The 26,930-nt window shown below is 71.9% G+C and carries 22 protein-coding genes; 10 read left to right on the forward strand and 12 right to left on the reverse strand.

Annotated elements, in window-relative coordinates; all coding sequences use genetic code 11:
- Positions 1 to 209: 209 nt before the first annotated feature.
- The 12 genes from GAS53_RS49645 to GAS53_RS49700 all read right to left on the reverse strand — a co-directional run bounded on the left by GAS53_RS49645 (position 210) and on the right by GAS53_RS49700 (position 15,368).
- On the reverse strand, positions 210 to 851 hold the full coding sequence (locus GAS53_RS49645; protein WP_151484397.1) for a CoA transferase: 642 nt from the start codon (positions 849 to 851) through the stop codon (positions 210 to 212).
- Complete coding sequence (locus tag GAS53_RS49650) at positions 852 to 1,619, reverse strand: SDR family oxidoreductase (RefSeq protein WP_151484398.1); 768 nt, start codon at positions 1,617 to 1,619, stop codon at positions 852 to 854.
- Positions 1,616 to 3,091 (reverse strand): SDR family oxidoreductase, encoded by a 1,476-nt coding sequence (locus tag GAS53_RS49655; protein ID WP_151484399.1) that lies wholly within the window; start codon positions 3,089 to 3,091, stop codon positions 1,616 to 1,618. Before GAS53_RS49655 ends, GAS53_RS49650 begins: the two co-directional genes overlap by 4 nt.
- Before the next feature lie 3 nt (positions 3,092 to 3,094).
- Complete coding sequence (locus tag GAS53_RS49660; RefSeq protein ID WP_225859606.1) at positions 3,095 to 4,525, reverse strand: beta-ketoacyl synthase N-terminal-like domain-containing protein; 1,431 nt, start codon at positions 4,523 to 4,525, stop codon at positions 3,095 to 3,097.
- Positions 4,515 to 5,903 carry a beta-ketoacyl synthase N-terminal-like domain-containing protein gene (locus tag GAS53_RS49665; RefSeq protein ID WP_151484400.1) on the reverse strand — a complete coding sequence of 463 codons (1,389 nt, stop codon included), beginning with the start codon at positions 5,901 to 5,903 and terminating at the stop codon, positions 4,515 to 4,517. The genes GAS53_RS49660 and GAS53_RS49665 overlap by 11 nt, the downstream gene beginning before the upstream one ends.
- A gap of 105 nt (positions 5,904 to 6,008) precedes the next feature.
- Positions 6,009 to 7,025, reverse strand: coding sequence for a ketoacyl-ACP synthase III (locus GAS53_RS49670; RefSeq protein WP_151484401.1), 1,017 nt, complete (start codon positions 7,023 to 7,025; stop codon positions 6,009 to 6,011).
- On the reverse strand, positions 7,018 to 8,613 hold the full coding sequence (locus GAS53_RS49675) for an AMP-binding protein (protein WP_151484402.1): 1,596 nt from the start codon (positions 8,611 to 8,613) through the stop codon (positions 7,018 to 7,020). The genes GAS53_RS49670 and GAS53_RS49675 overlap by 8 nt, the downstream gene beginning before the upstream one ends.
- 10 nt (positions 8,614 to 8,623) lie before the next feature.
- Complete coding sequence (locus GAS53_RS49680; RefSeq protein WP_151484403.1) at positions 8,624 to 10,333, reverse strand: CocE/NonD family hydrolase; 1,710 nt, start codon at positions 10,331 to 10,333, stop codon at positions 8,624 to 8,626.
- Between the two features lie 202 nt (positions 10,334 to 10,535).
- Positions 10,536 to 11,339, reverse strand: a complete 804-nt coding sequence (locus GAS53_RS49685) for an SDR family NAD(P)-dependent oxidoreductase (RefSeq protein WP_151484404.1) — start codon at positions 11,337 to 11,339, stop codon at positions 10,536 to 10,538.
- Entirely contained in the window at positions 11,336 to 12,349 is a 1,014-nt protein-coding gene (locus GAS53_RS49690; protein WP_151484418.1) for a 3-oxoacyl-ACP synthase III family protein, read from the reverse strand. The genes GAS53_RS49685 and GAS53_RS49690 overlap by 4 nt, the downstream gene beginning before the upstream one ends.
- A complete protein-coding gene (locus tag GAS53_RS49695; RefSeq protein ID WP_151484405.1) occupies positions 12,346 to 14,079 on the reverse strand; it encodes a CoA-transferase in 1,734 nt (577 codons plus the stop codon). The genes GAS53_RS49690 and GAS53_RS49695 overlap by 4 nt, the downstream gene beginning before the upstream one ends.
- Complete coding sequence (locus GAS53_RS49700; RefSeq protein ID WP_151484406.1) at positions 14,076 to 15,368, reverse strand: beta-ketoacyl-[acyl-carrier-protein] synthase family protein; 1,293 nt, start codon at positions 15,366 to 15,368, stop codon at positions 14,076 to 14,078. The genes GAS53_RS49695 and GAS53_RS49700 overlap by 4 nt, the downstream gene beginning before the upstream one ends.
- Positions 15,369 to 15,633: 265 nt before the next feature.
- Between GAS53_RS49700 and GAS53_RS49705 the strand changes: the two genes are divergently transcribed.
- The 10 genes from GAS53_RS49705 to GAS53_RS49750 all read left to right on the forward strand — a co-directional run.
- Positions 15,634 to 16,821: a thiolase family protein gene (locus GAS53_RS49705; RefSeq protein ID WP_151484407.1), complete on the forward strand. Its 1,188-nt coding sequence runs from the start codon at positions 15,634 to 15,636 to the stop codon at positions 16,819 to 16,821.
- Positions 16,822 to 16,871: 50 nt separating this feature from the next.
- The gene (locus tag GAS53_RS49710) at positions 16,872 to 17,336 is read left to right on the forward strand and encodes a Zn-ribbon domain-containing OB-fold protein (RefSeq protein ID WP_151484408.1); all 465 of its coding nucleotides are present in this window, start codon (positions 16,872 to 16,874) and stop codon (positions 17,334 to 17,336) included.
- 8 nt (positions 17,337 to 17,344) lie between these two features.
- Entirely contained in the window at positions 17,345 to 18,451 is a 1,107-nt protein-coding gene (locus GAS53_RS49715; RefSeq protein ID WP_225859607.1) for a hypothetical protein, read from the forward strand.
- On the forward strand, positions 18,448 to 19,182 hold the full coding sequence (locus GAS53_RS49720; protein ID WP_151484410.1) for an SDR family NAD(P)-dependent oxidoreductase: 735 nt from the start codon (positions 18,448 to 18,450) through the stop codon (positions 19,180 to 19,182). Before GAS53_RS49715 ends, GAS53_RS49720 begins: the two co-directional genes overlap by 4 nt.
- 16 nt (positions 19,183 to 19,198) lie before the next feature.
- Complete coding sequence (locus GAS53_RS49725; protein ID WP_151484411.1) at positions 19,199 to 20,788, forward strand: AMP-binding protein; 1,590 nt, start codon at positions 19,199 to 19,201, stop codon at positions 20,786 to 20,788.
- Positions 20,785 to 22,530, forward strand: coding sequence for a CocE/NonD family hydrolase (locus tag GAS53_RS49730; RefSeq protein WP_151484412.1), 1,746 nt, complete (start codon positions 20,785 to 20,787; stop codon positions 22,528 to 22,530). Before GAS53_RS49725 ends, GAS53_RS49730 begins: the two co-directional genes overlap by 4 nt.
- Positions 22,531 to 22,662: 132 nt before the next feature.
- The gene (locus GAS53_RS49735; RefSeq protein WP_192583645.1) at positions 22,663 to 23,571 is read left to right on the forward strand and encodes an esterase/lipase family protein; all 909 of its coding nucleotides are present in this window, start codon (positions 22,663 to 22,665) and stop codon (positions 23,569 to 23,571) included.
- 200 nt (positions 23,572 to 23,771) lie between these two features.
- A complete protein-coding gene (locus tag GAS53_RS49740) occupies positions 23,772 to 25,016 on the forward strand; it encodes an ABC transporter substrate-binding protein (protein ID WP_151484414.1) in 1,245 nt (414 codons plus the stop codon).
- Complete coding sequence (locus tag GAS53_RS49745; RefSeq protein WP_151484415.1) at positions 25,013 to 25,891, forward strand: branched-chain amino acid ABC transporter permease; 879 nt, start codon at positions 25,013 to 25,015, stop codon at positions 25,889 to 25,891. The genes GAS53_RS49740 and GAS53_RS49745 overlap by 4 nt, the downstream gene beginning before the upstream one ends.
- Positions 25,884 to 26,930 (forward strand): branched-chain amino acid ABC transporter permease (locus GAS53_RS49750; protein ID WP_151484416.1); only part of this gene is annotated, 1,047 nt, incomplete at its 3' end. The genes GAS53_RS49745 and GAS53_RS49750, both read left to right, overlap by 8 nt.

Genomic DNA, 26,930 nt, shown 5'->3' on the forward strand with positions numbered 1-26,930 from the left:
CCGTCAAGAATCATGTCAGCAATATTCTGCACAAGGTCGGCATCCGGAATCGCAGAGAACTCTTCCACAGCGAGCCGGTGCTGTCCCGGTGAAGGTCGCGGACGGCCGCCGCGAAAAGACCGGCGGAGCGGTTCTCCAGTGGGGAACTTGGAGAACCGCTCCGGTCCGAACGCGTGGATTTCGGTGTGCTCGCCCGTTCTCCGCAGCGGTCAGGAACGCCGCGGCGGCAGCGGGCTGACCCGCGCCCGAGTGCCGTCGAACACCTCGCACCACTCCCGCTGCGTGCGCGTGCGGAAGGTGCCGGCGAAGAGCCGGCGCAACTCGGCCCAGACGGACGGTTCCCGGTGACCGGGCACCATCTCCCAGACGCCCAACAGCCTGACGAATTCCCGGTAGCAGTCGGGCTCCACGGCTCCGACGGCCATCTGGCACCCGTCGGCCGTCCAGTAGACGCTGTAGTACGGGCAGCCGACGAGGGTGCCGTCCACGGTCCGGCCCCGTCCCGTGCGCGCGACGTGGGCCAGCGCGGCCAGCACCCCCACGGTCAGGTGCAGCGCGGCCGTCAGCTCCCCCTGCCCGCCGTCCATCGTCAGCCGGCCGTAGACGAGCCGGGGGTTACGGGCCAGACACGGCTCGGGACCGACTCCGAACCGTTCGGCCGTCCCGGGAGGGCAGTTCTCCACCAGGACATCGGCGTCCGAGGCCAGCCCGAGCACGGTGTCGGCGTCCGAGGACCGGCCGACCCGTACGACCTCGGCGCCCAGCCCCGCCAGCAGCGTCCCGCACAGCGACATCCCCTCGGGGAGCGCCAGGTCGAGCACCCGCAGCCCGGTCAGCGGACCCACGGTCATCTAACGGTCCTCCCTGGCGGTGAGCCGGGTGATCGACGCGCGCGTGCCTGCGCGGCCGCTGGTCGGCGCGAGGTGGATCACCGGCCCCACGCTCACCCGGGGCGGCCGGCTCACCGCCCACGCCACCGCCTCGGCGACATCGTCCGGGGTGAGCAGTTCCTCCGGGCTCGCGCCCAACTCGTCGGGCGACGCGGACAGTTCGGTGCGCACCCAGCCGGGGCAGACCGCCACCGCGCGGATGCCGTGGTCCCGGTTCTCCAGCGCCACCAGCTCGGTGAGTATGTTGAGCCCGTGCTTGCCCGCGGCGTAGCCGGCGGTGTGGCTGAGCGTCTCCTGGGTGATGGACGAGCCGATGTTCACGATCGTGCCGCCACCGCTCTTGCGCATGTACGGCAGCACCTCGTGGATCAGCAGGTAGGGCACGGTGAGGTTGAGGCGGATCATCAACTCCCAGTGTCTGGGCGGCAGTTCGTGCACCTGTCCGAGGCGTACCGCGCCCGCGCAGTTCACCAGCACCACCGGCGGCCCGAACAGCTCCACCGTCTGGGCGACCACTCGCTGCGGCTCCCCCTCGGCGGCCAGGTCCGCGACGAGCACGCTCGCCCGCCCGCCGCGCTCCGCCACCTCGTCCGCGACCCGTGCCAGGGGCGCGATCCGCCGTGCGACCAGGACGACATGCGCCCCGCTGTCGGCCAGCGCCCCGGCCACCGCCGCGCCGATGCCCGACGAGGCTCCGGTCACCAGCGCGACACCGTCGACGGCGCTCATCGCAGCTCCCTCCGGGCCAGCGGCGGCAGTCCGCCCAGCGCCAGACCGCCGTCGGCGTGCAGCAGCGCGCCCGTCACATAGGCGGCGCTGTCCCCCGTCAAGTACGCGGCCAGCGGCGCCACATCGCCCGGTGTGCCCGCCCGGCCCGCCGGGATGCGGGCCAGCCACGCCTGCTGGAAGTCGTCCGCGACCGACGTGTCGACCATCGGGGTCGCCACCAGGCCGGGGAGCACGCAGTTCGCACGGATGCCGTGGCGGCCGCCGGAGACTGCCACGTTGCGCGTGTACTGCGTCATGGCCGCCTTGCTCGCCGCGTAGCTCTCCAGATGCGGTACGGCGCCCGCTCCGGCCGAGCCGAGCCCGACCACCGAGCCGCCCTTCCGGTCCTCGGCCCAGCGCCGCACCAGCGCGTCGGTGAGGGTAGCGTAGCCGCGGTAGTTGATGTCCAGCATCCGTTCCCGCAGGCCGGGTCGGCACGTGGGATCCTCGGTCTCGAACAGTCCGGTGGCGTAGATCAGGGCGTCGATGCGGGCCGTCCCCCACAGCCGCTCCACGACCGGTTCCAGCTCATCGAGGCGTGCGACGTCCTGGGGCACGACCTCGGCGCGCCGTCCGAGACAGGTGATCTCGTGAGCCACCGCGAGGAGTTCACGCTCACGCCGGGCCAGTACGGTCACATCGGCGCCCCGGCGGGCCAGCTCGAGCGCCGTCTCCCTGCCCATCCCGCTGCTGGCGCCCACCACCAGGCAGTGCCGGCCGCTCAGGTCGAACAGCTCGGCTCCGCCCCGGCGTTCGACGGGCGTCTGCGCGTGGTCTCGGGAGCCGGGCGGCCGTAGCGGCGGGACCATCATCAGGCCCATGCCGCCGTCGACCGGGAGGGTCTCGGCCACCGTGTAGGCGCATCCCTCCGAGGCGAGATGCAGCACGGCGGCGGCGACGTCCGCGGGCTGGGCGACCCTGCGCAGCGGCAGATGGCGCAGTACGGCGGCGGTCCGTACCGGGCTGATCCGGTGCGACAGGAAGGGCGCTATGCCGACCTGTATCTGGTTGGCGAACACGCCGTACGCGGACAGGCGGGCCGCGAGTTGCCGCCACCAGGCGAGGTCGGCCGACCGCGAGGCCACCTCCTCGGGCGGGACACCCGTGTGGACGCCGCCCCCTCCGTCGAAGACCAGGATCATCCGGCCCGAGCCGCGCTCCGCCATGGCGACGGCCAGCTGGGCGATCCGCCGCCTGGGCAGCGGTGGCGCCGCTGTCGCACTGTCGAGCGCGGCGGTGCCGGTGAGCAGGACGCAGCAGATGTCCGGGACGGGGTCGCTCCTGTTCCTTCCCCCGCCGCCGATGTCCTCGACCGGCTTCAGGCCGGCGCTCTCGAACGCCTCGCGGATCACCTCGTGCGCCGTGCCGCGCGGCCCCAGCACGAGTGCGGTGGAACCGTGGATCCGCAGCGGCGGTGCGGTGGTGTGCGCCATGGGTCAGGCCTCCGGATACTCGATGAGCAGTGAGGTGGCGTCTCCGCCGCCGCCCGCCACGGTCACCAGCGCGTGGCGGCCCTTGAGCGGTGCGCCCGCGCCGCGTACTGGCGTGGCGTCGAGCCGTGCGTACGGGGTGCGGCAGCCGACGACGGGGGCGACCGTGCCGTGGCGGAACATCAGCACGGAGGAGACGAACTTCAGGAGCCCGACGAAGCCGAAGACGTGCCCGAACGCGGCCTCCTGATTGGTCAGCAGCAGCGGACCGTCGTAGTCCGTCAGCTTGCGCAGTCCGGTCAGTGCCTCGCAGAAGAGGTCTTCGACGTGGCGGGAGCCGTCGGCGAAGCTGTTGACGAAGGCCAGCTCCTGCATGCCGGTCCCGGCGCCGGTGAGCAGCGCGTGGGCGTCCCGGGAGAAGTTGTCCGGCGGGCCGGAGATCATCGGATTGGAGCCGTTGCTGCGCGAGGTGCGGAACCACAGCCCTAAGCGCTCCGCTGGAAGCACGGTACCGACCCCGCGGGCCGGTGGGGGCTGGTCGCGCAGTTCCTCGCGCCCCTTACGGGGCGCGGGACTGCCGACCCGTGCGGCTCGGGCGGACTCCAGCACCACGGCCAGCGCGCCCTCGCCCGGTGCGTTGCCGTCCTGATCCTCGTCGTGCGGGCGCACCGACGCGGGGTCCGCGGAGAGGGTGGAGATGCGAAAGCCGCGCCGCTTGCTCTCGTTGGTCGTGCTGGAGACGCAGATGGGGTCGAGGGTCGCGTCCGCTCCGACGACCACCGCCCGGTCGACGGTCCCCGCGTGCAGCATGGTGGCCGCGACCTCCAGGGCCCGCAGCGAGCAGTTGCAGGCGCCCGACACTGTCAGGGTCTGCGGGCTGATGCCGAGGACCGAGCAGATGCCGCTGGTCACGCTGCCCGGTGTACCGGTGAGCCAGTACTCCATGCCGAGCGCTTCCTGACCGCCGTGCTCGTACATCGTGAAGTAGCGGCGCGCCTCCTGGAAGGCGAACTGCAGCGAGGCGACCACCAGCACCGTGCGGCCGTCGTCGAGGTCCTCGGGCTTCAGCCCCGCGTCGTCCAGCGCGTTCTTCACCGCCCCGGTGGCCAGCGCGGTGATCCGGGCCATCCTGCCGCCGACGCGCTCGGACACCCCGAGCGCCGTCACCGGGTCCCAGCCCCTGACCTGGCCGGCGATGCGCAGCGGCAGCCCCTCGTGCTCGAAGGGCGTCAGGCAGGAGGTCCCGGTCCTGACGATCTCCCACAGGGTCGGGGTGTCCACGCAGGGACCGTCAGGACCGGGAAGCACGGCGCCGATTCCGGCGAGGGTGAGCGGCTCATGCGTCAGCGGTTCGCCGGGCAGCGGGTCGCGGGGCAGCGGGTCGCGGGGCAGGGGGTCGCGAGTGAGCGGTTCGCGGGTCGGCGGGTCAGTCGTCACGGCCGCCTCCCGGGGTTCCGGCAGTCGCGGCGAGGGGCTCGGGCGCGGCCAGCAGCAACGCCGCCGCGGCGCCCATCTGGTAGTTGAAGCTCAGCGCCAGGTCGAAGGAGAGCGGCCAGGGGTAGCCGGTGACGACGGCGTACGGGGCTTCCTCGGCGACCTTCTCACAGTTCGCGGCGGGGCAGACCTGGCCGTGGCGCATCATCAGCAGGGTCGCCGCCACGCCGATGTTGCCCAGCGGCGCCCCGCTGTGTCCGAAGCACGCCTCGTGGTTGGTGATCAACGGGCCCGTGGCGTCGGTACCTTCGGCTCGGGCTCCGGCTCCGTAGAGGGACCGCAGTGCCCTGAACTCCATGGTCTGGAAGAGCGGGTCGCCCTCGGCGCCGCCGTTGACGACCGGGACGGCGGACGGGGCGATCCGGCCGTGGCTGTCCTTGGGCCGCAGAGCGCTGTGCACCGCGCGGACCAGTGCGTCGCCGTCCTCGTCCGGGGTGAGGGCGCTGCCGGTGGCCCCGCGCCTGATGGACTGCCCCAGGATCCGGCCGTAGGACCGGCGGCCGCGCCGCTCCGCGTGCTCCCTGCTCTCGAGGATCAGAGTGGCCGCGCCCTCACCGAGGTTGAAGCCGTCGGCACGTTCGTCGTACGGGCGCATCGGGCGGTCGTAGCGCAGCCGGGTGGTCGGGGCCTGGTAGGAGGAGGTCCTGCCGGTGCGCTCCGAGGTGACGCGCAGTTCCTCGAAGTGCTCGATGTGGTCGAGGCTGTAGGCGTCGACGCCGGTCACCACAGCGATGTCCACCTCGCCGTCGGCGATCTGGTTCGCCGCGACGCCGAGCAGCGCGTTGGTCGAGGCGCAGCCGCAGGACAGCGAGAAGGTCGGGCCTCCGCTGCGCAGCAGCGCGGCCTGGACCGAGGCCACGTCCGTCGCGGTCACCGAGAGCAGGATCCGCATGAGGAGGGAACGGGCCTCGGCCGGGCTCATCCCGGAGGAGTCGCCCGTGACGCCCTCCATGTACGTCTCCAGCGCCGTGTCCATACCCGCCCGCCCGGTGAGGACGGCGGCGTCGGCCAGCTCGGTGCCGTGCCAGTCGAGACCGGCGTCCTCGCATGCCTCGACCAGGGCCACAAGGCCGTAGCGGTGGACGCGGTTGTAATAGTCGCGAAACCGCATGTCGAGATCCGGCACCGCCCGATCGAACGCCTCGTCGTCCAGGTGCACCAGGCCGTAGAACAGCCCGTCGTTGTCCAGGTGGGACCCTCCGCTCGACACCGTCCGCCACAGGTCGCCGCCGGTCCTGCAGACCGTCCGGTCGGGCCCGGGGAGGCAGAAACCCATGCCGGTCACCAGCACGTCGCGCCAGCCGGCCGCCACACTCACCACGTCGTCACTCGCTCTCTGTCGGGGAACACACGGGATACGGACTCGTCTCCGCGCATCTGGGCGCGTTTTGGGCGTATCTGGACGTATCCAGGCGTTTCCGGGTGCTCACAGGCGGAAGAGCAGCCCGCCCTCGTAGAAACCGGAGCCGATCGCGGGAGTGAGATACAGCTGGCCCGGGCGGGTGCGACCGGAGGCCAGCAGCTCGGACAGCGCGATCGGGATCGACGCGCTGGAGGTGTTGCCGCGCGTCTCCATCGTCACCACGAACCGGTCGGGGTCGATGCCGGCCTTCTCCTGCACCGCCTGGTGGAGGGGGTCCGTGCCCGGGTGCATGAGGACCCAGTCGATGTCCTCGATCTCCAGTCCGTTGCGCTCCAGGAGGAGTTCGATGGCTCGCAGATTGCCCTCGACGGCGCGCTCGATGAGCTCCGCCGTGCTGGTGAGCCAGCCGTGCGGCCTGCGGGCGTGGATGATGCGGGAGTCCTCGCCGTCGCTGAACAGCACGGAGTCGATCAGCCGGGGATCGTCCGCCGCCCTGTCGTCGTCGTCCGCGCGCTCCAGTACCACGGCGCCCGCCGCGTCACCGGCGACCAGCTCGCCCTTGCTGCCGGGCCGGGTGCCCCGGGAGAGCTGTTCGGAGCTGACGACCACGGCGCACCGCCAGGGGCCGGGCGAGGACAGCATCGCGGCGGCCGACTGCACGCCGTGCACGAAGCCGGCGCAGGCCCCGCACAGGTCGAAGCCGAGGGCCCGGCGGGCGCCGAGTTCGAAGGCCACGGTCGGCCCGTACTCGGGGATGAACTGACGGTCCGTCCAGTTCGTCACGATCACCAGGTCGATGTCGCGCGAGGAGCGCCCGGCGGCGCGTAAAGCGTCCTCGGCCGCGCGGACGGCCATGTACCCGACCGTCTCCTGCTCGTTCGCGACATGCCGGGACTTGACGTTCAGCCGGCCGATGACGGCCTGGTCGATGGCGTTGAACCGGTCCTCGGCCCCGACGATCTCCGGGGTGTTGTGCACGACGTGCTCGGGGAAGTAGTGCCCGACACCCGTGACGCGGATACCGGAGCCGGCCCAGATGCCGCCCGGGCCCCTGACGGTGGTGGCTGCTGTCTCAGTCATGTGTGTTCTCGTTGTCCTCTCGACGGATCGCGACGGGGTCGCGACGGATACTGATTCCGGCCGCCTGCCGGTCCCAGGTGTCGGCCGTGACGCCCTCCTGGCGCAGCGCCTCCTTGCGCACCTTGCTGGTGGGGGTCATCGGCAGCTCGGGCACCGCCCGGATGTAGCGGGGCAGCATGAAGTGGGCCATCCGGGGCCGCAGGAACTCCAACAGCCCGGCGGGGTCGAGGCGTTCACCGGGCACGGGACAGACCACGGCCAGCACTTCCTGCTCGCCGTGTTCGCCCGGGACGCCGACGGCCGCCGCGTCACGGACCGCGGGGTGGGCCCGTAGCTCCTCCTCGACCTCGAAGGAGGAGATGTTCTCGCCGCGTCTGCGGATGGCGTCCTTGAGCCGGTCCACGAAGTAGAGCTGACCGTCGGTGTCCTGGCGGAAGGCGTCTCCGGTGTGGAACCAGCCGTTGCGCCAGGCGTCCGCGGTCGCCTCCGGCATGCCGTGGTAACCGTGGCTGAACGCCCAGGGCGCGGCCGAGCGGAGCACCAGCTCCCCCGTGCTGCCGCGGGGGACTTCACGGTCGTACCGGTCGACGATCCGCGCCTCGATGCCGGGGCGGGGCTTGCCGCAGCTCCTGGGGGCGTCCGCCGAGGGGCCCGACATGACCGGGCAGGACGTCTCGGTCATGTTGAACAGCGTGCGGACCTCGACCGCGAAGCGGTCGGCGAAGGTGAAGGCCGACTCGGTCAGGGGGATGACATAGGCGGTGCGCAGCGGATGCCGGGTGTCCTCGGGGGTCGGCGGCTGCCCGGTCAGGAAGGTCGCCATGACGCCGAGGAGGGTGCACGCGGTCACCTGGAGCCGGCGTGTCTCCTCCCAGAACGCCTCCGTGCGGAAGTGCGAGACCACCGCGACCGATCCGCCGAGCCCGAGCATCCCCAGGACGCCGAGCACCCCACCGCCGTGGAAGAGCGGCAGGTTGACCAGGTAACGGTCGTAGAGGGTCAGCCAGTCGCCGAAGGAGGCCGTGGCGCTGGTGTGGAGATGGGCGTAGCTGCACAGCACGCCCTTCGAGCGGCCGCTGGTGCCCGAGGTATGGATGATCGCGTGGGTGTCCCAGGGTTCCAACGGCTCGGTGAGAGAGGTCAGTTGGCCGGGGTCGGCGCGTAGCGGTTCGGTGTCGTCGATCACCAGGATGCGAAGGGCCGGGTCCAGTCGGAGGCCGGCCAGGTGGCCGACGAGGTCCTGGCAGGTCACCAGCGTCCGCGCGCCCAGTCCCACGACGGCGCGCTCCAGCATCCGTCCGCGGTAGGCCGTGTTGAGGGGTGCCCAGACGCCTCCGGCGGCGATGGTGCCGAACCAGGTCCGCAGCTGGTCCGGGCCGTTGGGCAGCCAGCTCACCACCGGTTCGCCGCGGGTCACCCCGTGGGCCTGCAGCGCCGCGCCCGTCGAGCGGGCCAGTCGCCAGGCATCGGCGTACGTCCATGGCTCGCCCTCCTCGAACACCGCGAAGAGGCGCTCGGGGTGGCGGGCGGCGCGGGCGGCGAGCTGCTCGGTGAGGACGCAGTCCTGGCGGGCGGGGACGGTCGACATCGGCCGTCCCTCACGTGGTCCGGGTGGCGAGCACGGGCAGCCGCAGCAGCGAGGGCCGTGTGGCGTCGTGGTGGACGGACTGCCGCGCGAGGATTCCGGTGGCTTCCTGGCCCGTGGGGCGGCCGGTGTTCAGATTGCGGTCGAGGTGCGGGAAGTTGCTGCTGGTGACCAGCAGGCGTATCCGGTGGCCGGGCTCGAACCGCCAGGCGGTGTGCCCCAGATCGACGGGGCAGGTTTCGGGCACCGTCGGGGTCAGCGGCTTCTCGCTGTCGAAGCCCTCGCGGTAGCGGGTGCGCAGGGCGCCGTCGCAGACCAGGATCGAGCGGCCGTCCGGGAAGACGTCGGTGAGCTTGACGACCACGTCCGTGTCCAGGGCACTGCTCGCGAACGACAGCGAGGCGGTGACGTGCCCGGCCACCTCCACCGGGTCGTCGAGGACGGGCCCGGTGTAGACCAGGGTGTCGTCGCGCTCCTCCAGGTGCCGCTGATCGAGCGGACCGCCGACCAGTTCGCCGAGGTTGAGCACGCGGCCGCCGTGGGTGGGCGACGGGTCGTGCGGATCGTAGACGTAGGCGTCGGCGGGTTCGTCGTCCTGCGGCGGGTCCATCGCCAGCCTGCCGCGCTCGCGCAGATACCAGAGGCAGGCCGCGGAGTCGGCGGGCGGCCAGGTCGGCGCGGTCCGCCATTCGTTGGCGCCCATCATGAAGTACCGCACGGGCTCGGGCGGTTGACCTGCGGTCCGTACGTCCCTGAGGTGGCCGTCGTCCTTCAGGTGGCCGTCGTCCTTGAGGTAGGCGTCGAAGAAGGCCAGCACCTGATCGGGGGTCGCCCCGTACTCCCCGGCGGCGGCCAGCCCGAAGTTCAGCTCGCCCTGGTACTGCGGGAGCGCCCCCGAGTGGCCCCAGGGCCCGACGAGGAGCTGATGCCGGTCAGGTTCGCGCCGGGCCAGCTCGCCGAAGAGCGCGATGCTCGGCGCGTGGTAGATGTCGAACCAGCCGGTGAGCGACAGTGTGGGGACGCCGATGTCCTCGGTGCGGATCCGCGGCCCGTAGGCGGTGCCCTTCTCCACCATCCGGGTCAGGGACAGCGGGCTGTCCGGCACCTCCAGGACGCGCCGCAGCGGGAGTTGCCGCAGCTGTGCGAGGGGGGACTTGAAGTACCGCAGGACGGCGGACAGTCCGCGCCGCCGGCCCTGCTCCGACTCCCGCCGCAGCCAGTCCACGGACATGAAGGCCAGCCAGCCGGCGAGGTGCGAAAGACGCAGCGCGCCGCCCGTGGCCGGCGGGTCGTGCGCGGCCGAGGTGGTCATGGCGGGGGCGATCGCCTTCAGGTGCGGGGGCCGGAGCATCGCCCCGAGCCACTGCACGATCCCCGCGTACGAGACACCGCTCATGCCGACGCCGCCGTCACACCAGTCCTGGGCCGCGATCCATTCGACGGTGTCGTAGGTGTCGAGTCCCTCGGTCTGCCAGATTCCGGTGTCCCACTCGCCGTCCGAGGCGAACCGGCCCCGGGTGTCCTGCACCACCGCCGCGTATCCGGCGCGTACGCAGCGGTCCGGGTTCAACGGGTCCATCCTCAGCGCCGACTTGTCGTACGGCGTGCGGTAGAGGATCGCGGGGCGGGGTTCGCCCGGGACGCGCCAGACGTCGGCGCGCAGCAGGGTGTGGTCGCGCATCGGGATCTCGACATCTCGGTCGACGACGAAGCCGCTCGACAAGGGAAACCTCCACAAGGGACGGGGCACGAAGATCCACAAGGGCGTGGGACGCGAAGAGAAGGTCCGGCACGGGGACGCGGGTTCGTGGACCACGCTAGGCAGCCAGCCCCGGGCTCCACATCGGCCGCCGAGTACCTGCTCTCGCGCCGATAGGGGACCTTCGGTACTTGGCTGGGCCTGGGGAGTGCGCGGCTTGGCCGGCCTAGGGAATGCGCGCCGGGAAGCCGCCTCCCGCGACCTCCAGGACCGTGCCGGTCAGATACTGGTTGGCCACCGCGTGCACCACCGCGTCGGCGATCTCGTGCTCGGCGGCGAACCGGCGCAGCGGCACCTGCTGTCTCAGCCGTTCCATGTACCGCGCGTGAGCCGGCAGGCGTTCGCACTTCTCGCGCAGCGCGGCGCCGTCCACCACGCCGGGTGCGACGGCCACGACCCGGATCCCCAACTCCCCCAGTTCCAGGGCCCAGCTGCGGGTCAGCGACACGACGCCGGCCTTGGCCGCCGCGTACGCCGACTGCCCCCAGGACCCCGGCCAGGTGCAGCTCACGATGGGAACGAGTACACCCCTGGTGCCGGACCTGGCCATGGTCAGTGCGGCCTCGCGGCCCGCCAGGAAGGTGCCGGTCAGGTTGAGTTCGACGGTCTCCCGCCACTCCTCGACACCGTGCGCCGTCCATGCGCCGCCCGGCTCCCGGGGCGGCCGCAGCAGCGGCCGTGAGAGGTTGCGGCCCGCGGCCATGACGCACACGTCCAGCTCGCCCCGGTGCGCCAGCTCCGCGAAGAGCCGGCCAACGCTCTCCGGGGAGACCGTGTCGACCTGCGCGGTCGACAGCTCGACCCCGCGCTCGGCGGCCTGCTTGCGGCAGCGCTCCAACTGCCCGGCGTCGCGTGCCGCGACGGTGGTCGGCCGGCCGTCGGCGGCGAGGGCGGAGGCGATGGCCGCGCCGAGGCCCCGGCTGCCGCCGATGACCAGCGCCTGTCCGATACGGCTCTCGGAGTTCGTCATCGCCGCTCCGGCCCGCGCGGCCGCCCGTAGCTGAAGACCATCGCGCCCCAGCTGAATCCCCGGCCGATGGCCATGGTCAGGATGCGGTCGCCCGGCGTGATGGTGCCGTCGTGCACGTACTCGGAGAGGCAGCCGGGCACGCTGACGCTCGAAGTGTTGCCCCTGCGCTCGATGTTGAGCAGTACGCGCTTGTCGTCGCGGATTTCGAGCGCGTCCTGCACGTCGTGGATGAGGTTGATGTTGCCCTGGTGCGGGATGATCCAGTCGATGTCGTCGAGGCCCACGTCGGCCTGCCGCAGGGCGCGCCGGGTCGCGTCCGCCAGCACCCCGGGCGCGAGTTCGCCGACGATCTTGCCCTTCATCACCATGGTGTCGTGCTCGTCGATGTCGAACGCGTCGTAGTGCGTGGCGTCGGAGTGCAGCGTCACGGCGTGCATGCCGTTCTCGCCGTCCGTGCCGGAGCGCCACACGCCGGCGGCCGCGCCGCCGCCGAACAGCACGGAGTTGCGGTAGGAGAGGTTGAGGATGGGCTTCGGGTTCTCGGCGCAGACGATGAGGACGGTGCGGTGTCCCGCCGTGCCGATCAGTCCGCGTGCCACCGCGGAGGCGTGCAGGAAGCCCGCGCAGGCCACACCGGTCACGTCCATGCACATCGCCTGCCGTGCCCCGAGACGGCGCTGCACGGGGAGGGCGACGTCCATGTAGTTGTTGCCGGGGCTGGTGGGGTTGACGCGGGGGCGTGCGGTGGCGCTGGTGCCCAGGATGACGTCGACGTCACCGGGCTCCAGGCCGGCGTCGGCGAGCGCCTGGCGTGCCGCGCGCTCCGCCATGTCCACATGGCGCTCGCCCTCGGGGGCGTAGTGCCGGGCGGCGACTCCGGTGTGGCGCATGATCCAGGCGTCGTCGACGTCCAGCTCGGGCCGGCTGGTGAAGTAGTCGTTGCGGACCGGCTCCCCGGGGAAGTCGTGGCCGGTCCCGGCGAGCAGTACGGGCGGGGTGAAGAGCGTCACCGGTAGATCCCTTCGGGGTCGATGGAGCGCAGCATGGCCAGTTCCTGGTCGGTCGGAGGGTCCTCCCGCAGCAGCGGGTCGGCGATCTTCGCCTGCCAGCCGGTGCGGGCCAGCACGGTCGCGGCGGGGCTCGCCGCCCGGCCCAGCGTCGGCGGTGGCGCCCAGCTGGTGAGCGTGAAGGGTTCGGTGCCCTTCACTCGCTCGAAGGAGCCGAACTCGGCGACCACGCGGCTGACATGACGGCCGGGGCTGGTGACGAAGCCGACCTCGTCGGGGTAGCGGCGCGGCGACGCGGGAGCGATCACGATCGTCTCCACATGGCTGGCCACGTCGTTGGCGCCGCCCGAGCCCACCAGGAAGCCGCCGCCCGCGGTGCGGCTGGTGTTGATACGCCCCTGCTGGTCGATCTGAGCGGCCGAGAGCACGCCGAGCGTGCGGGCGCCGCCGCCCGCGACGAGCCCGCCCAGCACCTCCCACGTCCCGGCGTACTGACGGCAGTCGAGCACGTGCCGCTGCGAGAAGAGGAAGCTGTCGCCGCCCCGCGGTGCGAAGTCGACCATGCCCAGTTCGTTGACCACCTGCGGCTCGATGCCCTCGTCGCGCAGCATGCGCGCGGCCAGCCAACTGGCCACATGCGCCGCGCCGATGCCCGCGAGCACCGTGCCGTGGCCCTGGCTGCGGATGGTGCGGGCGATGGTGCGGGCCGCCAGCACCAGATGGTGCTCGCGGTCGCTCGGTGGCCCGGCCGGTTCCGCCGTGGAGGTCCGTCGCGTCCCGTCCACCGGCCGCGGCCCGCCCGCGCTCTCGAACGACCGGTGCCCGAGGGCGAGTCGGGCCAGCCGCGGCTCCCCCAGCCGGGCCAGATATCCGTCGTGGCCGCCCGCTCCGGTCACCCAGCGGCGGAACCACGCGTCGGTGCGCTCCGGGTCCGCGCAGGCGTCCGCGAGGTCGGCCAGAAAGGGGTAGTCGTCCAGATAGCCCGCCACTCCGGCGCTCCGCATCGGCGACAGACCCTGCGGATGGGCGCCGTACGGGCACACGGCCAGCGCGAGCACCCGCCCGGCCGGGATCTGGCAGACCGCGTCGGCGGGCGGCTCGGAGCACCTCGTCTCCACCGTCGCGAGCACTCCGTGACCGGCCGCCAGCGCACCCCACCAGCCCTCCCCGACAGGCCCGGAGAGGTAGAGGTTTCCGCGGTCGTCCGCGCAGTGCGCGTGCAGCAGCGTGATGTCCGGGCGGAGTGCGGGCAGCAGCACGGCCGCCTCGCCGTCCTTCCCGGTTCCGTACGGCACGGTCGCGAGCGGCGGGTGTCCCTGCGGCAGATCGGAGCCGAGCAGTGAGGTGCTGACGGCGGCCGGCACTCCCGTGGCCCCGGCCATCAGCCGTTGCAGCAGGGAGAGCAGGCTCCACTCCTCGACCGGGAACGGCTCGCCCTCGGACAGCCGGGCGTACAGCCGGTTGGGCCGGGAGGTGGGAATGGTGTCGCCCGCGAAGCCGATGACGGCCCGCTCGACCACGTCGGCCATGGTCAGCGCGTGCACCCCGGCGTGCAGGGCGTTCACGCTGATCTCGAACCGGCCGACGCCGCCGAAGACCCGGGCGAGGGCCAGCACGAGTGCGTTCGGGCGGGACATGGTGGAGGCGATGTGCACCCGCATTCCCGGGGTCAGGTGGCGCCGGCACAGCTCGTCGGGGCCCGCGAGGATCTCGGGGCGGCTCACAGCCGTCATTCGGCGGCCTCCAGGACCAGCGCGGAGCTCTGGCTGCCGATGGCGAAGGCCAGGGACATCACCAGGCGCGGCTGAGCGGGACGCGCGCCCTCGGCGACATGGTCGTGGTCGCACTCCGGTTCCACGGTCTCGCAGTTGATCGTCGGGACCAGGCACTGCCGTTTGAGCGTCAGGGCGAGCGCCGCGCAGTTCAACAGGCCTGCGGCGCCCAGCAGATGGCCGTAGACAGGCTTGATGGAGCCCAGCGGCGCCCAGTCACCGCGGCGCGGGCCGTAGAGGTGGTTGAGGGCCCGGCTCTCGGCCAGGTCGTTGTAGCGGGTCGCGGTGCCGTGGCCGCAGATGTAGTCGAGTTCCCCCGCCGCGGCGCCGACGGCGTCGAGGGTCTCGGCCATCAGCTGAGCCGTGCTCCGCCCCGTGAGATCCATCCGGGTGGCGTGCGCCGCCTCGCTGACGCTGTGGACGGAGCGCAGTGCCGCGTAGACCTGGGCGCGGCGGGCCTCGGCGTGCGACCTGCGCTCCAGTACGGCGACCACGGCGCCCTCGCCCAGCGCGAAGCCGTCCCGGCGGATGTCGTACGGCTTGACGGCCCGCTTGGGGTCGGTGTCCCGGGACAGCACGCTCGTGCCGGACGCCGAGTAGACCTGCAACACCTCAGGGACCAGCGGCAGTTCGTGTCCGACGACGAACATGACGTCGGCGGCGCCGCGCTGGATCTCCCCCGCGGCGATGCCCAGCGCCTGGTGCCCGCCCACGCACGCGTTGCTGACGGTGGAGACCAGCCCCTGGGCGCCGAGCCGGACCGCACTGAGGGACGCCGGGGTTCCCGCGAGCGAAGCGAACACCGCCTGGGCCGGGGAGGCCGGAGGACGAGCGGGGTCCAAGAGCACGCCCGAGGCCGTCTGGGACCACCACTCGACCGGCCCCCTCGAGGACGAGGCGACGACCCCGGTGCGCAGCGGGTCGAGTGCGCCGTTCCCCGCGAGCGCGGCGTCGCGGGCGGCGTTCTGCACCGCCGACAGGACGACGAGGATCTCCCGGCTGTACCGCTTGACGAAGTTGTCCGGCAGGTCGGGCAGATAGGGCGCGTGGTCGAAGTCCCGCAGCCGGCCGCCGCCGTGGATCCCCGTACTTCCCGAGATCACCGGTGGTAACGCGCTCAGCTGGGACTCGCCTTCGCTCAGTTGCCGCCAGACGTCTTCGGGGGTGGCGGCGCCTGGCAGAACGAAGCCCAGGCCGGTGATGACCACATCCTCGAACGTCGTGCCGGCCACGCGGTCGCTGCGCGACATGGGACCTCCCTGTCAACGGTGAGGGCTCACTGGTGAGTTGCCTCTACGAGCTCCTCAACAGCACATCTCCTCGGGGCCGGGCGGGACAGGCGCCGCGGGTACTCCTCGATCCGGCACTCCGGGACCGCGGGTACCGCCGACGCGTCCGGGGCCGCTCCGGAGAAAGCGCGTTCCAAAGAAGGCCCGTGCGCGATGTCTTGACAGCCCGTCCATTAGCCTCGATGTTAATGAACATTCATTTACCCAAGTCAGATAGGCTGCTTTCATGAATGGAACGGGAGTTGTCATCGCCGGTGCAGGTGTCACCCGACACGGCTTCTTCCCCTCGCGGGACTGGAAGGACCTGGTGGTCGAATCCGCGTACGCGGCACTCCACGACGCCGGAGTCAGCCCCGGAGAAGTGAGCGGAGGCTTTGTCTCGGTCTCCCTGCCGGAGACCTTCGAACAGCAGAATCTCGGGGCCATCGCCGCCGATGAACTCGGCTTGGCCCCGGCCGCGTTCAGCCAGGTCGGCGCGGCCTGCGCGGGCGGCACCGTGGCGCTGATGAACGGCGTGGCGGCCATTGCCTCGGGGGCCGTGCGGGCCGTGCTGGTGATCGGGGTGGAGAAGCAGTCCGACGCGGCGTCGACCGCCGACTCGATGCTGCACTTCCCCGACGCCGAGTACGAGGCACCGGCCGGGTTCGACTACGTGGACCTCATGGCCCTGATGCACGACCGGTACGTACGCAAGTACGGCGCCACGCACGAGGCGATAGCCCAGTGGGTGGTGCAGGACCGCTGGTATGCCCGGCGCAATCCGATCGCGATCGACTACGGGCGGGCGGCGCTCACCGTGGCCGAGGTGCTGGACAGCCCGATGGTGTCACGACCCATCACCCGGGCCGCCTGCGGACGGGCCTGCGACGGAGCTTCGGCGGTCGTGCTGATGCGCGCGGGCGGTGCCCCCGCGGACTGCGAGCCGGTGGAGATCGCGGGCATCGCGCAGGCCACGGGTCCCAACGTGCTCGCCGCCAAGTTCGGCCACCCCGCCTCCGCCGGCGCCGACATCGCGGAAGCGGTGCCCACCGAGGTGGCCGCCAAAAAGGCTTACGCGCAGGCGGGCATCGAGCCGCATCACATCGGCCTGGCCCAGGTCCACGACTGTTTCAGTGTGATGGGGCCTCTGCACATGGAGGGGCTGGGGATTTTTCCACCCGGCAAGGCGGCCGCGGCGGCCGCCGACGGGGAGACCGCGCTGGACGGCCGCTGCCCCACCAACACCGACGGCGGCCGGATCGGCCTCGGCCATCCCACCGGGGCCACCGGTGTCAGCATCGCGGTGGAGTCCGCGCTGCAGTTGCGGGGCCGCTGCGGAGACCGCCAGGTCCCGGACCCGGACATCGCGGTCTGCCAGTCCATGGGTGGCTCCAACGCCACCAGCGCCGTCGCCGTGCTGCGCCGGCCCCGGTGAACCCCGCATGTCCCCAGTGAACCCCGACGAAGAGGAGCGGACGTCTCGTCATGTGGTCTCCCACTGAACCCGTCTACCGGATCGCGACCCCCACCCCGGCCAAGGCATGGCGCTCACGCGACGGGCGCTACCGACTGGTCGGCAACCGCTGCGAGGACTGCGTGTTGCCCTTCTTCCCCAAGCGGCGGGTGTGCCCCCAGTGCCACTCCAGGTCGCTGACCGAGACCGTGCTGGCGCCCTACGGCCGGGTGGTGAGTGCGGCGGAGGACCGGACCCCGCTGATCGGCCACGTCGGGCGCGACAGCAGGCCCTTCGCGATCGTCGCCCTGGAGGACGGGCCCTGCGTGCTCACGGAACTTGTCGATGTCGATACAGGTACCGATGCCGGGGGCGAGGGTGGGCCCACCACGGTGACCGAGGGGACGGAGGTCGAACTGGTCGTCCGCAAGTGGCGGCGCGAGGCCTCGGGTCCCTACCAGTACGGCTACAAGTTCCGGCCGCGGAGGGCGCGATGAGCGGCACCATGAAGAGCGCGACAAAGAGCGCGGCGAAGGGCGCAACGAACGGGATCGGCAACTCCCGGGCCGCAGTGGGCGTTTCCGGGATCGGTGTCGCGCTCCCGGCCGGACGGCTCGCGGTCTCCGAGATCCACGAGGTGTGGGGCACCGTGCCGCCGCAGGTGCTACGCCGCCGGGGCGTGACCCACCGCAGCGTCTGCGACCCCGACGCGGACGCCGTGACGCTGGCCGCCGAGGCCACGAGGACCGCCTTGCGCGCCGCCGAAGGCCCGGCGCCCGGCGCGGTGTTCTTCGGCTCGCAGACCTGCCCGTACCTCACCAAGGCCGGCGCGGCGCTGCTGGCGGACATGGCCGGCCTGCCGCGGTCCGTCTTCGCCGCCGACGTGCAGTTCTCCGGCAAGTCCGGTACGGCCGCGCTGCTGTGCGCGCTGGCGTGGGTCGGGGCCGGATTCGCCGACGCGGCACTGGCCGTGGGGACGGACACGCTCGGGCCCCATGTCGCGCCCGGCGATCCTCAGGAGTACACCGCGGGCTCCGGGGCCGTCGCGGTCGTCGTCACCCGTGACGCGGCGCTCGCCACGGTGGACGCCACCGGCTCGGCGACGTCCGACACCAACGACGGCTTCCGCACCGACGGCGAACGGCACATCCGCACCGGCGGCGCCGTGATGACCGCCACCGATGTCGGGCTCATCGAGCACTGCACCACGGCCTGGGAGCGGCTCGGCGCCATGCCCGGACCACCGCGCTTCCTCGCGGGTCCGCAGCCCGACGCGGTCACCCCCGTCCGGCTCGCCAAGCGCCTCGGGCTGCCCGCGGAGTGCGCCGCCCCCTGCGTCGTCGCGCAGGGCATCGGCGACGTGGGGGCGGCCGCGCCCCTGCTCGGGCTGGCCAGGGCACTCGAACTGGCCGCCCCCGGCGACCGGATCGCGGTGCTCGGCTACGGCTGCGGCGCGGGCAGCGACGCCCTGCTGCTGACCGTCCGGGCCCCGGCCACGGACACCGGCCTCAGCGAGGCGCTCACGGCGCGCCGCACGGTCAGTTACGCGGCGGCGTGCAGGCAGGAGAGGCACTTCCAAGGTCTGGACCGACTCGTGGGGAGCTACGAATGAACAGCCTGTTCAAGGGACGTACGGCACTGGTCACCGGAGGGGGCAGGGGCATCGGCGCGGCGATCGCCACCCGGCTCGCGGAGGAGGGCGCGACGGTCGCGGTCAACGATATCGACGAGGAGGCCGCCGAGCGGGTCGCGGCCTCGGTCGGCGGGCTCGCCGTACCGGCGAACATCGCGGACCAGGAGCGGGCGAGCGCGGTGGTGGACCGCGTCGAGGAACACCTCGGCGGGCTCGACGTCCTGGTGAACAACGCGGGCATCGGCTACCGGGGCACCATCGAGGACCACACGCCGAGAATCTGGAGCCGGGTGCTGTCCGTCAACCTGGACGCGCCGTTCTTCCTGGCACGGCGCGCGGCACCCCTGCTGACCCGGAGCGGCGGCGCGGTGGTCAACCTGTGCTCCGTAGCGATGATCGGCATCTCCGGCCAGGTGGCCTACGACGTCTCCAAGGGCGGCCTCGCCACGCTCACCCGGTCCCTGGCGGCCGAGCTGGGCCCCCAGGGGGTGCGCGCCAACGCCGTCTGTCCCGGATTCATCGACACGCCCATGATCGCCGACGCCGAGGCCCTCACCCGGGCCGGCGAGAAGCACGTACGCACCCAGCCGATCCGCCGGTTCGGTACGCCCCAGGAGGTCGCGGCGGCCGTGATCTGGCTGGCGTCCGCCGAGGCCAGCTATGTCACGGGCCAGTGCCTGTTCGTGGACGGCGGATGGGTGCGGTCATGACCGGGAGGGAACAGCCATGACACAGATCCTGGCCATGGACGATCCACGCGTGCCGGACGCCGCGTCCTGCACGGTCGTCGGGCTGCTCGCCGCCCGCGCGGCCGAGCACCCCGACCGGGTGTTCGCCGTGTTCGCGGACGGCGGCCGCTGGACATACCGCGAGACCTACGAGCGCGCCCTGGGCGCCGCGGCCGCGCTCGCGGCGCGCGGGGTGCGGCCGGGCGACCGGGTCATCTCGTGGCTGCCCAACGGCCCCGACGCGTTGTTGGCCTGGTTCGGCACGAATCTCGCGGGAGCCGTCCACACGCCCGTCAACACCGCCTACCGGGGCGGGGTGTTGGAGCACGTCCTGACCAACTCGAGGCCCTCGGTGGTCATCGCGCACCCGGAGCTGGCCCCCCGCCTGGCGGGCATCGATCCGGGCGACGTGCGCCCCACCGTCATCGGCCCGGACCAACTCCACGCCCCACCGGGCGAGTTCGAGCCCGCCGCGGCCCAGCCGTGGGACACGTTCGGAATCATCTACACCTCGGGGACGACCGGGCCCTCCAAGGGTGTGCTGTGTTCGTACGTCCACCACTACTCCGCGGCCGTCGCCGCCTTCGCCGGCCGGGTCGGCGAAGAGGACCGCTATCTCGTCCAGCTCCCGCTCTTCCACGCGGGAGGGACGATCGGGGTGTACGCGATGCTGCTGCTCGGGGGCTCGGTCGCGGTGGTCGACTCCTTCGCCACCGACGCGTTCTGGGACGTCGTACGCCGGCACCGGATCACCTGCTGCACCCTGCTCGGCGTCATGGCGGCCTTCCTGCTCAAGCGTCTCCCGTCCGCGGCCGACACCGACCATCCGCTGAGGTGGGTCTGGCTGCTCCCGCTGGGCGACGACAGCGCGACGCTCGCCGACCGCTTCGGCATCGACGTCCACACCTTGTACAACATGACCGAGACGTCCGTCCCCCTCGTCTCGGAGCGTGCTCCTAAGGAGAGCGGGCTGTGCGGAAGCCCGCGCCCCGGAATCGAGATCCGGGTGGTCGACCCGTACGACCGGCAGGTGGCGCCCGGTGAGACCGGCGAGTTGATCCTGCGGGCCGACCGGCCCTGGTCGCTGTCCCACGGCTATCACGCGATGCCCGAGGCGACCGCCGACTCCTGGCGCAACGGCTGGTTCCACACCGGCGACGCGGTGCGGCAGGACCACGAGGGCCGGGTCTTCTTCGTCGACCGGATGAAGGACGCGATCCGCCGCAGGGGCGAGAACATCTCGTCCTTCGAGGTCGAGGCCGAGACCATGACCCACCCCGCGGTGCGGGAGGCGGCCGCCGTGGCCGTCGCGAGCGAGCACGGCGAGGACGAGGTCCTGCTGGTCATCGCGCCCGTGCCGGGCCACTCCGTCGACCCCGCCCACGTCATCGAGTACCTGATCCCGCGGATGGCCCACTTCATGGTGCCGCGGTATGTGCGGGTCCTGGACGAGCTGCCGAAGACCCCCACCTCGAAGGTGCGCAAGCACCTGCTGCGCGCGGAGGGCGTGGTGGCCGGGACCTGGGACCGGCAGGCCGCCGGCATCGAGGTCAAGCGCGCGTCCCTGGGAAGGAGCCGACGCTCATGAGCCTGCCCGGAACACCGCACGGCGAGGTCCGCACCGAGAGCATCGAGCGCGATGTGCCGACCCCCATGCGGGACGGTGTCGTCCTGCGCGCCGACGTCTGGCACCCCGCCGGCGACGGTCCGACGCCCGCGCTGCTCTACCGCGCGCCGTACGACAAGCGCCGGATGGCCGCCCTGGACGTGCTGCCCGCCGCCACGGCGGTGGAGGCTGGCTACACGGTCGTCATCCAGGACACCCGCGGCCGGTTCGCCTCCGAGGGCGAATGGCAGCCGGTCATGTGGCGCCAGGAGTCGCTGGACACCTACGACACCGTGGAGTGGGTCGCGGCCCAGCCCTGGTGCGACGGCGCCGTCGGCATGGTCGGGCCGTCCTACCTGGGCATCGTCCAGTGGGTCGGCGCCATGCGGCAGCCCCCGCATCTGCGCGCCATCGCCCCGGCCATGTGCACGGTCGGCGACTACGACACCCGGGCCACCGGCGGGGCGCTGCGTCTGGACCAACTGATCAGCTGGGCCGTCGTGCTGATGGCGCCGGACTGGCTGCGGCGCCGCGTCGCGGCCGGTGATCCGCCGCCGCGCAAGACGGTCGAGGCGATCATCGAGTACGCGACCCGGCCTCGGCGCGCGATGGAACTCCTGCCGCTGACGGACATCCTCGATGTCGAGGAGTTCCCCCCGCTGCTGCGCGAGGTGCTCTCGGGCACGGCCGAGGTTCCGGACGCCCGGATCGAACGGGTGCGGATTCCGACGTTGTCGGTGAGCGGCTGGTACGACATCTACAGCTCCGCCACCATCGGCCTCCACCAGGACATGCTGCCCCTCTCGGACCACCATCACCTGATCATGGGGTGCTGGGCACACCTCGGATCACTGCTCTCGGTACAGGGCGAGGTGAACTTCGGCCTCACGTCGGCCGCGCGCTTCGGCGGACTCGCCGAGAAGCACCTGGCGTTCTTCGACCGCTATCTGCGGGACGCGGCCGAGGACCTGCCACGGGTCGAGTACTTCCTGATGGGTGCGCAGCAGTGGCGGACGGCGCCGAGCTGGCCGCCGCCCGAGGCCGTGGCCCGGCGGTGGTATCTGCGGCACGGCGGCACCCTGGGCCCGCCGCCGCTGCAGAGCGAGCCGGCCGCGCACTATCGCTACGACCCCGCCGACCCCGTGCCGACCCACGGCGGGCGGGTGCTCAACCTCGGTGATCTCGTGCCGGGGCCGCTGGCGCAGAACCACCTCGAACAGCGCCCCGACGTCCTGGTGTACACCTCGGATCCGCTGCGCGAGGCCGTCGAGCTGGCGGGCCCCGTCGAACTGGTCCTGTCCGCCCAGAGCAGCGCACCGGACACCGATTTCACCGGCAAGCTCATCGACGTCCTGCCCGACGGGCGTGCGCTCCTCGTCGCCGACGGCATCATGCGGGCCCGGTACCGCGAGGGCGTGCACCGGGAGCGGCCGCTGGAGCCGGGTGTCGTCCATGAGCTCTTCCTCGATCTGGGGCACACCGCCTGGCGGTTCGCCCCCGGGCACCGGCTGCGGGTCCACGTGTCCAGCAGCAACTTCCCCCAGTTCGACCGGAACCTCAACACCGGCGGCCCCATCGGGGAGGAGAGCGTCCCGGTGATCGCCGAACAGACCCTCCACCACAGCCTCGAACACCCCTCGTGGCTCGAGCTGACGGTGCTCGAGGATCCCGCGACGGAGCCCACGACAGAGCCCACGACAGAGGGGGCCGAGGAACCCGTATGACGGACGTTCCCCACCGCGCGCCGCACGGCGCCGCGACCACCGATACGTCGGAGGGCCACCCGGCACTCCGCGAACGCACACCTCCGCAGTTCGCCGGGTATTGACTGCCCGGCCAGGCAGAAGGAGCCGCACTTGTCTGTCGATCTCGTTTCACGTATCGGTCGGGTCAGAGTGATCGCCCTGCTGGCGTGCCTCACCGCGATCACCGCGACGGTCCTGGTCACCGCGCCGTCCGGCCACTCGAAGCCACAGAGCCAGGGCACGGGAACCCTGGCCGGCAAGCTCGCCGACCCGCCGCTCCCCGGAGCCAACAACTGGAGCTGCCGGCCGAGCAGGCAGCACCCCGAGCCGGTGGTGCTGGTCCACGGTCTGTTCGCGACACCGGACGTCAACTGGCCGTATGTCGCGAAGGCGCTGCACGAAGCGGGATTCTGCGTCTTCGCACCCACCTGGGGCACCGCTGACGGCAAGTATCCCCTGCCTGGGATGGCCTCGATCGAGGAGTCGGCGAAGGAGCTCAAACGCTACGTCGACCGCGTACTGGGTGTCACAGGTGCCCGGAAGGCCGACCTGCTGGGACACAGCGCCGGCGGGCTGATGCCGAGGCAGTACCTGCGCTTCGAGGGCGGAGCCGCACGGGTCGACGACTTCGTCGCACTCGGACCGCCCAACCACGGAACCGAGTTCCACTCCGTCTTCGAGCAGCTCCCTGAGTGGGTCTCGAACGCGATCTGCCCGTCGTGCCTGCAGTTCAACGACGGATCGGCGTTGGTCACCCGCCTCAACGAGGGGCGTGAGGTGGAGAAAGGGGTCAGCTACACCACCATCAGCACCACTCTCGACGAATACATCCTCCCGTACACCAGTTCCGAGCTGAAGGGAGATACCAGCCAAGTCACCAACGTCACGGTGCAGGACAAGTGCCCGGACAGCACCATCAACCATCTCGAGCTCGCCTTCACCGCTGTACCGCTCCAGTGGGCGGTGAACGCGCTGGAGCGACCAGGCCCGGCGGATCCGGGACTTCAGCCCACGTGCTGACCCGCAAGGGGTGAACGACCGCTCTCCCCTGCCTCGCCCCTTCCTGCGGGAGGAAGGGGCGAGGCCCGGGAAACGGCCCGCCGCGGACAGGCGGCAGACACAGATCCACATCCACGGACCGCATGCAGACACCCACATACACAGGCCCCGTTTCACAACCCCCATACACACATGTCGTACTGACCAGATGAGGGACCGCCATGGAACTGTCACGTCGTGACGTGTTGCGCAGCACCGGCCGGCTCGGCCTGGCCGTCGGAGTGGGGCTGGGGGCGGCTCCCGCGCTGGCCGCCTGCAGCGGCTCCGGCACCGGTGACGCATCCGAGCAGGGCCGGCTCGGCTGGATACAACCGAAGACCGGCGCTCTTGCGTCGGCGTACAAACCGGCCTACGCGGCGGCCCGGCTGGCCGTCAGGGAGATCAACAAGGCGGGCGGGCTGCTGGGTGAGTCGGTCACACTCCTTGAGGAGGACGACGAGGGAAAGCCCGGCACCCAACCGACAGTGGCCCGGCGCCTGTTGCGCAAGAACCCGCAGTTCGCGCTCGGTCCCACCGGAAGCTCCCAGGCCGTGGCATCGGCCAGTGTGCTGGGTCGCGAGTCGGTGCTCCAGTCCGCCTGGGGCGTGGCCGACACCCTCGGCGAGGGGAATCGCTTCCCCTTCCACTACCAGCTGGTCTTCAACACCCGGCAGCAGGCGGCGGCCGTGGCGCGCTACCTCTTCGAGACGCGCGGGGTCCGTGAGATCGGACTGCTGGTGGAGAACTCCGAGTACGGCGATTCCATCCGCAGGGCCTTCACCGCCGTGCTCATGGACCGCTACCGGACGAAGCCGGCCTCCGTCCAGGTCTTCACCCAGGGCGCACTCGACATGGCCCCGTTCGTCAAGAGACTGGACCGCGACGGCGCCCAGGGAGTCGGGCTGTTCAGCGGCCAGCCCCAGACCTCGGTCCTCACGCTGAAGGCCATGACGGCAAACGACTTCGCCCCGCTGACGGTCTCCCACGAACTCAGCTACATCGACGCGTACGACACCGTCCCCGTGGAGCTGATGGAGCGGTTCTACACGACCACGTACGCCGCCTTCAGCTATCCGAAGGGCGGTTCACCGCCCAAGGGCCGCGCGCGGGATTACGCGATCAAGGTCCTGTCCGAACCGACCGCCAGGGGACTGGAGTTCACCGCGGCCACCTCGCCGTACTACGACTTCCTGATGCTGCTGTCCGAAGTCGTCGAGCGGGAGAAGACCCTCGCCCCGGACAAGCTCAAGGCCGCCTTCGACAAGGTGTCGGACTACCAGGGCGCCCGGGGAAGGATCTCCTTCACCGCCGAGCGGCACACCGGTATCGACGACGGCGCCCTGGTCGTCGCCAGCCTGCGCTCCGCCAAGGAGAAGCAGTCGCTGGGCGGCATCTTCCGCGAGCTGGCGCCGGGCGGCCCGGCATGATCAACGACGTCCTGGTGCCAGGACTGGTCTTCGGCAGCCTGTACGCATTGGTCGCCGTGGGACTCACGGTGCTCTACCGGCCGACCCGTGTCCTCAACTTCGCGCAGGGCGACCTGGTCATGCTGGGCGCGATGACGATGGCGGCGCTCACCGCGACCGCCGCGCTGCCCTGGCCGGTCGCCGCCGCGTGCGCCGCGACGGCCGTCGCGGCCGTGGCGCTCGTCGAGGAACGGGTGGCCGTGGCGCCCGTGCTGCGGCGCGGGGACCGCGGCGTCGGCTGGGTGATCACCACGCTCGCCTTCTCACTCGTCCTCAACCAGCTCGTCGGCAGGCTGTGGACCGACGAACCCCGCGGCATCGACCCGCCCGCCCCGCTGTCGCTGGACACCCTCACCGTGGCCGGAGTGCGGTTCAACAGCTACCAACTGGCCGTTGTACTCGTCGCGTTGTGCGTGGTCGTCGCGCTCGAAGCGCACTCCCGCACCCGCACGGGCTGCGCCATCCGGGCCGCGGCGGCCGACCGGGACGCCGCCCGGCTGCGCGGCATCGACCCCGGACGGCTCGGCCGCCTGTCCTTCCTGCTCGGCGGGGCGCTGGCCGGGCTGACCGGGGTGCTGGCGGCGCCGCTCACGCTCGCCTCGGTGACGATGGGCTTCGGGCTGCTCGTCAAGGGCTTCTTCGCCGCGGTGATCGGCGGGATCGGCGACTTTCGCGGAGCGCTGCTCGGAGGCTGGACCGTCGGGGTCATCGAGGCGGCCGGCGCCACCTTCGTCTCGCCGGGGCTGCAGACCACGGTGCTGTTCGCCGCCACCCTGGCCATCCTGATGATCCGCCCGGAGGGGCTGCGCGGGAGCGGGGTGGCGCGCCGTGTCTGACCGTGCCTCACGCGCGCTGCGAGCCCTCGCCCTCGCCGCCTCGCTCGCCCTGGCCGCGTCGCTGCCGCTGCTCGCGGGCGGGGACACGTACATCCTCCATGTCGCCACCGTCGTGGGCATCTACACGCTCATCGCCATGGGCCTCAACGTCCTGTTCGGCTACACCGGCCAGGTGTCGCTCGGCCACGGCGCCCTGGTGGCCGTCGGCGCCTATACGGCGGCCGTGCTCACCGTCGACCACGGCTGGCCGTTCTGGGCCGCCGCCCCACTGGCCACGGCGGTGGCCAGCGGGGTGGGCGGGCTGATGGCGCTGCCCGCGCTGCGGCTGTCCTCCTGGCACCTGGCGCTGATCACCCTCGCCTTCGCGATGGTGGTCAACAGCCTGCTGACCGAACTCCAGGGCCTCACCGGCGGATTCGCCGGCATCCTCGGCATCCCGCTGCCGGAGTGGAACGGCACCGCGCTCACCGAGGAGCAGCTGTACTGGCTGGTGCTCGGCCTGGTCGCGCTGACCACCGTACTGATCACGAACGTTCTGCGGTCCAGGACCGGGCGCGCGCTCATCGGGGTGCGCGACGCACCCGACGCCGTACGGACCGTGGGGGCCTCGCCCGTCCGCCTCAAGATGTTCGCCTTCTGTCTCAGCGCCGCGCTCGCCGGTCTCGGCGGTGCGCTGCTGGCGACGACCCGAGGCCTGGTCACCCCCGACGACTTCCCGATCGAGTTCTCGCTCTTCTTCCTGCTCGTCGTCATCATCGGCGGCGCCGGACGGCTGAGCGGTCCGTTCATCGGCACGCTGGCGTTCTTCGTGGTCCCCGAACTGCTTGACGAGCTGGCGGAGTGGCGGCTGCTGATCTACGCCGTCGCGCTGCTCGTTCTCATCGCCTACGCGCCCCAGGGCATCGCCGGAGCATGGGCCGCGTACTGGCCGAGACTGGCGGCACGGCTGCCCGCCGGAGCGCGACGCGTGGCCGGGCGTCGGGCCACTCCTCCCCCGGCCACCGGACGGCCGCTTCCCGTGGCCGGCCACCCGGAGGGC

Origin of the sequence: Streptomyces albicerus, from assembly GCF_008905045.1 — a bacterium.
Classification (GTDB): Bacteria; Actinomycetota; Actinomycetes; order Streptomycetales; family Streptomycetaceae; genus Streptomyces; species Streptomyces albicerus.

What these genes read in the sequence shown, in the direction of transcription:
- GAS53_RS49645 (WP_151484397.1), bottom strand. Translation starts at nt 851, where the DNA reads ATGACCGTGGGTCCGCTGACCGGGCTGCGGGTGCTCGACCTGGCGCTC.
- GAS53_RS49650 (WP_151484398.1), bottom strand. Translation starts at nt 1,619, where the DNA reads ATGAGCGCCGTCGACGGTGTCGCGCTGGTGACCGGAGCCTCGTCGGGC.
- GAS53_RS49655 (WP_151484399.1), bottom strand. Translation starts at nt 3,091, where the DNA reads ATGGCGCACACCACCGCACCGCCGCTGCGGATCCACGGTTCCACCGCA.
- GAS53_RS49670 (WP_151484401.1), bottom strand. Translation starts at nt 7,025, where the DNA reads ATGACTGAGACAGCAGCCACCACCGTCAGGGGCCCGGGCGGCATCTGG.
- GAS53_RS49675 (WP_151484402.1), bottom strand. Translation starts at nt 8,613, where the DNA reads ATGTCGACCGTCCCCGCCCGCCAGGACTGCGTCCTCACCGAGCAGCTC.
- GAS53_RS49685 (WP_151484404.1), bottom strand. Translation starts at nt 11,339, where the DNA reads ATGACGAACTCCGAGAGCCGTATCGGACAGGCGCTGGTCATCGGCGGC.
- GAS53_RS49695 (WP_151484405.1), bottom strand. Translation starts at nt 14,079, where the DNA reads ATGACGGCTGTGAGCCGCCCCGAGATCCTCGCGGGCCCCGACGAGCTG.
- GAS53_RS49700 (WP_151484406.1), bottom strand. Translation starts at nt 15,368, where the DNA reads ATGTCGCGCAGCGACCGCGTGGCCGGCACGACGTTCGAGGATGTGGTC.
- GAS53_RS49705 (WP_151484407.1), top strand. Translation starts at nt 15,634, where the DNA reads ATGAATGGAACGGGAGTTGTCATCGCCGGTGCAGGTGTCACCCGACAC.
- GAS53_RS49710 (WP_151484408.1), top strand. Translation starts at nt 16,872, where the DNA reads ATGTGGTCTCCCACTGAACCCGTCTACCGGATCGCGACCCCCACCCCG.
- GAS53_RS49715 (WP_225859607.1), top strand. Translation starts at nt 17,345, where the DNA reads ATGAAGAGCGCGACAAAGAGCGCGGCGAAGGGCGCAACGAACGGGATC.
- GAS53_RS49720 (WP_151484410.1), top strand. Translation starts at nt 18,448, where the DNA reads ATGAACAGCCTGTTCAAGGGACGTACGGCACTGGTCACCGGAGGGGGC.
- GAS53_RS49725 (WP_151484411.1), top strand. Translation starts at nt 19,199, where the DNA reads ATGACACAGATCCTGGCCATGGACGATCCACGCGTGCCGGACGCCGCG.
- GAS53_RS49730 (WP_151484412.1), top strand. Translation starts at nt 20,785, where the DNA reads ATGAGCCTGCCCGGAACACCGCACGGCGAGGTCCGCACCGAGAGCATC.
- GAS53_RS49740 (WP_151484414.1), top strand. Translation starts at nt 23,772, where the DNA reads ATGGAACTGTCACGTCGTGACGTGTTGCGCAGCACCGGCCGGCTCGGC.
- GAS53_RS49745 (WP_151484415.1), top strand. Translation starts at nt 25,013, where the DNA reads ATGATCAACGACGTCCTGGTGCCAGGACTGGTCTTCGGCAGCCTGTAC.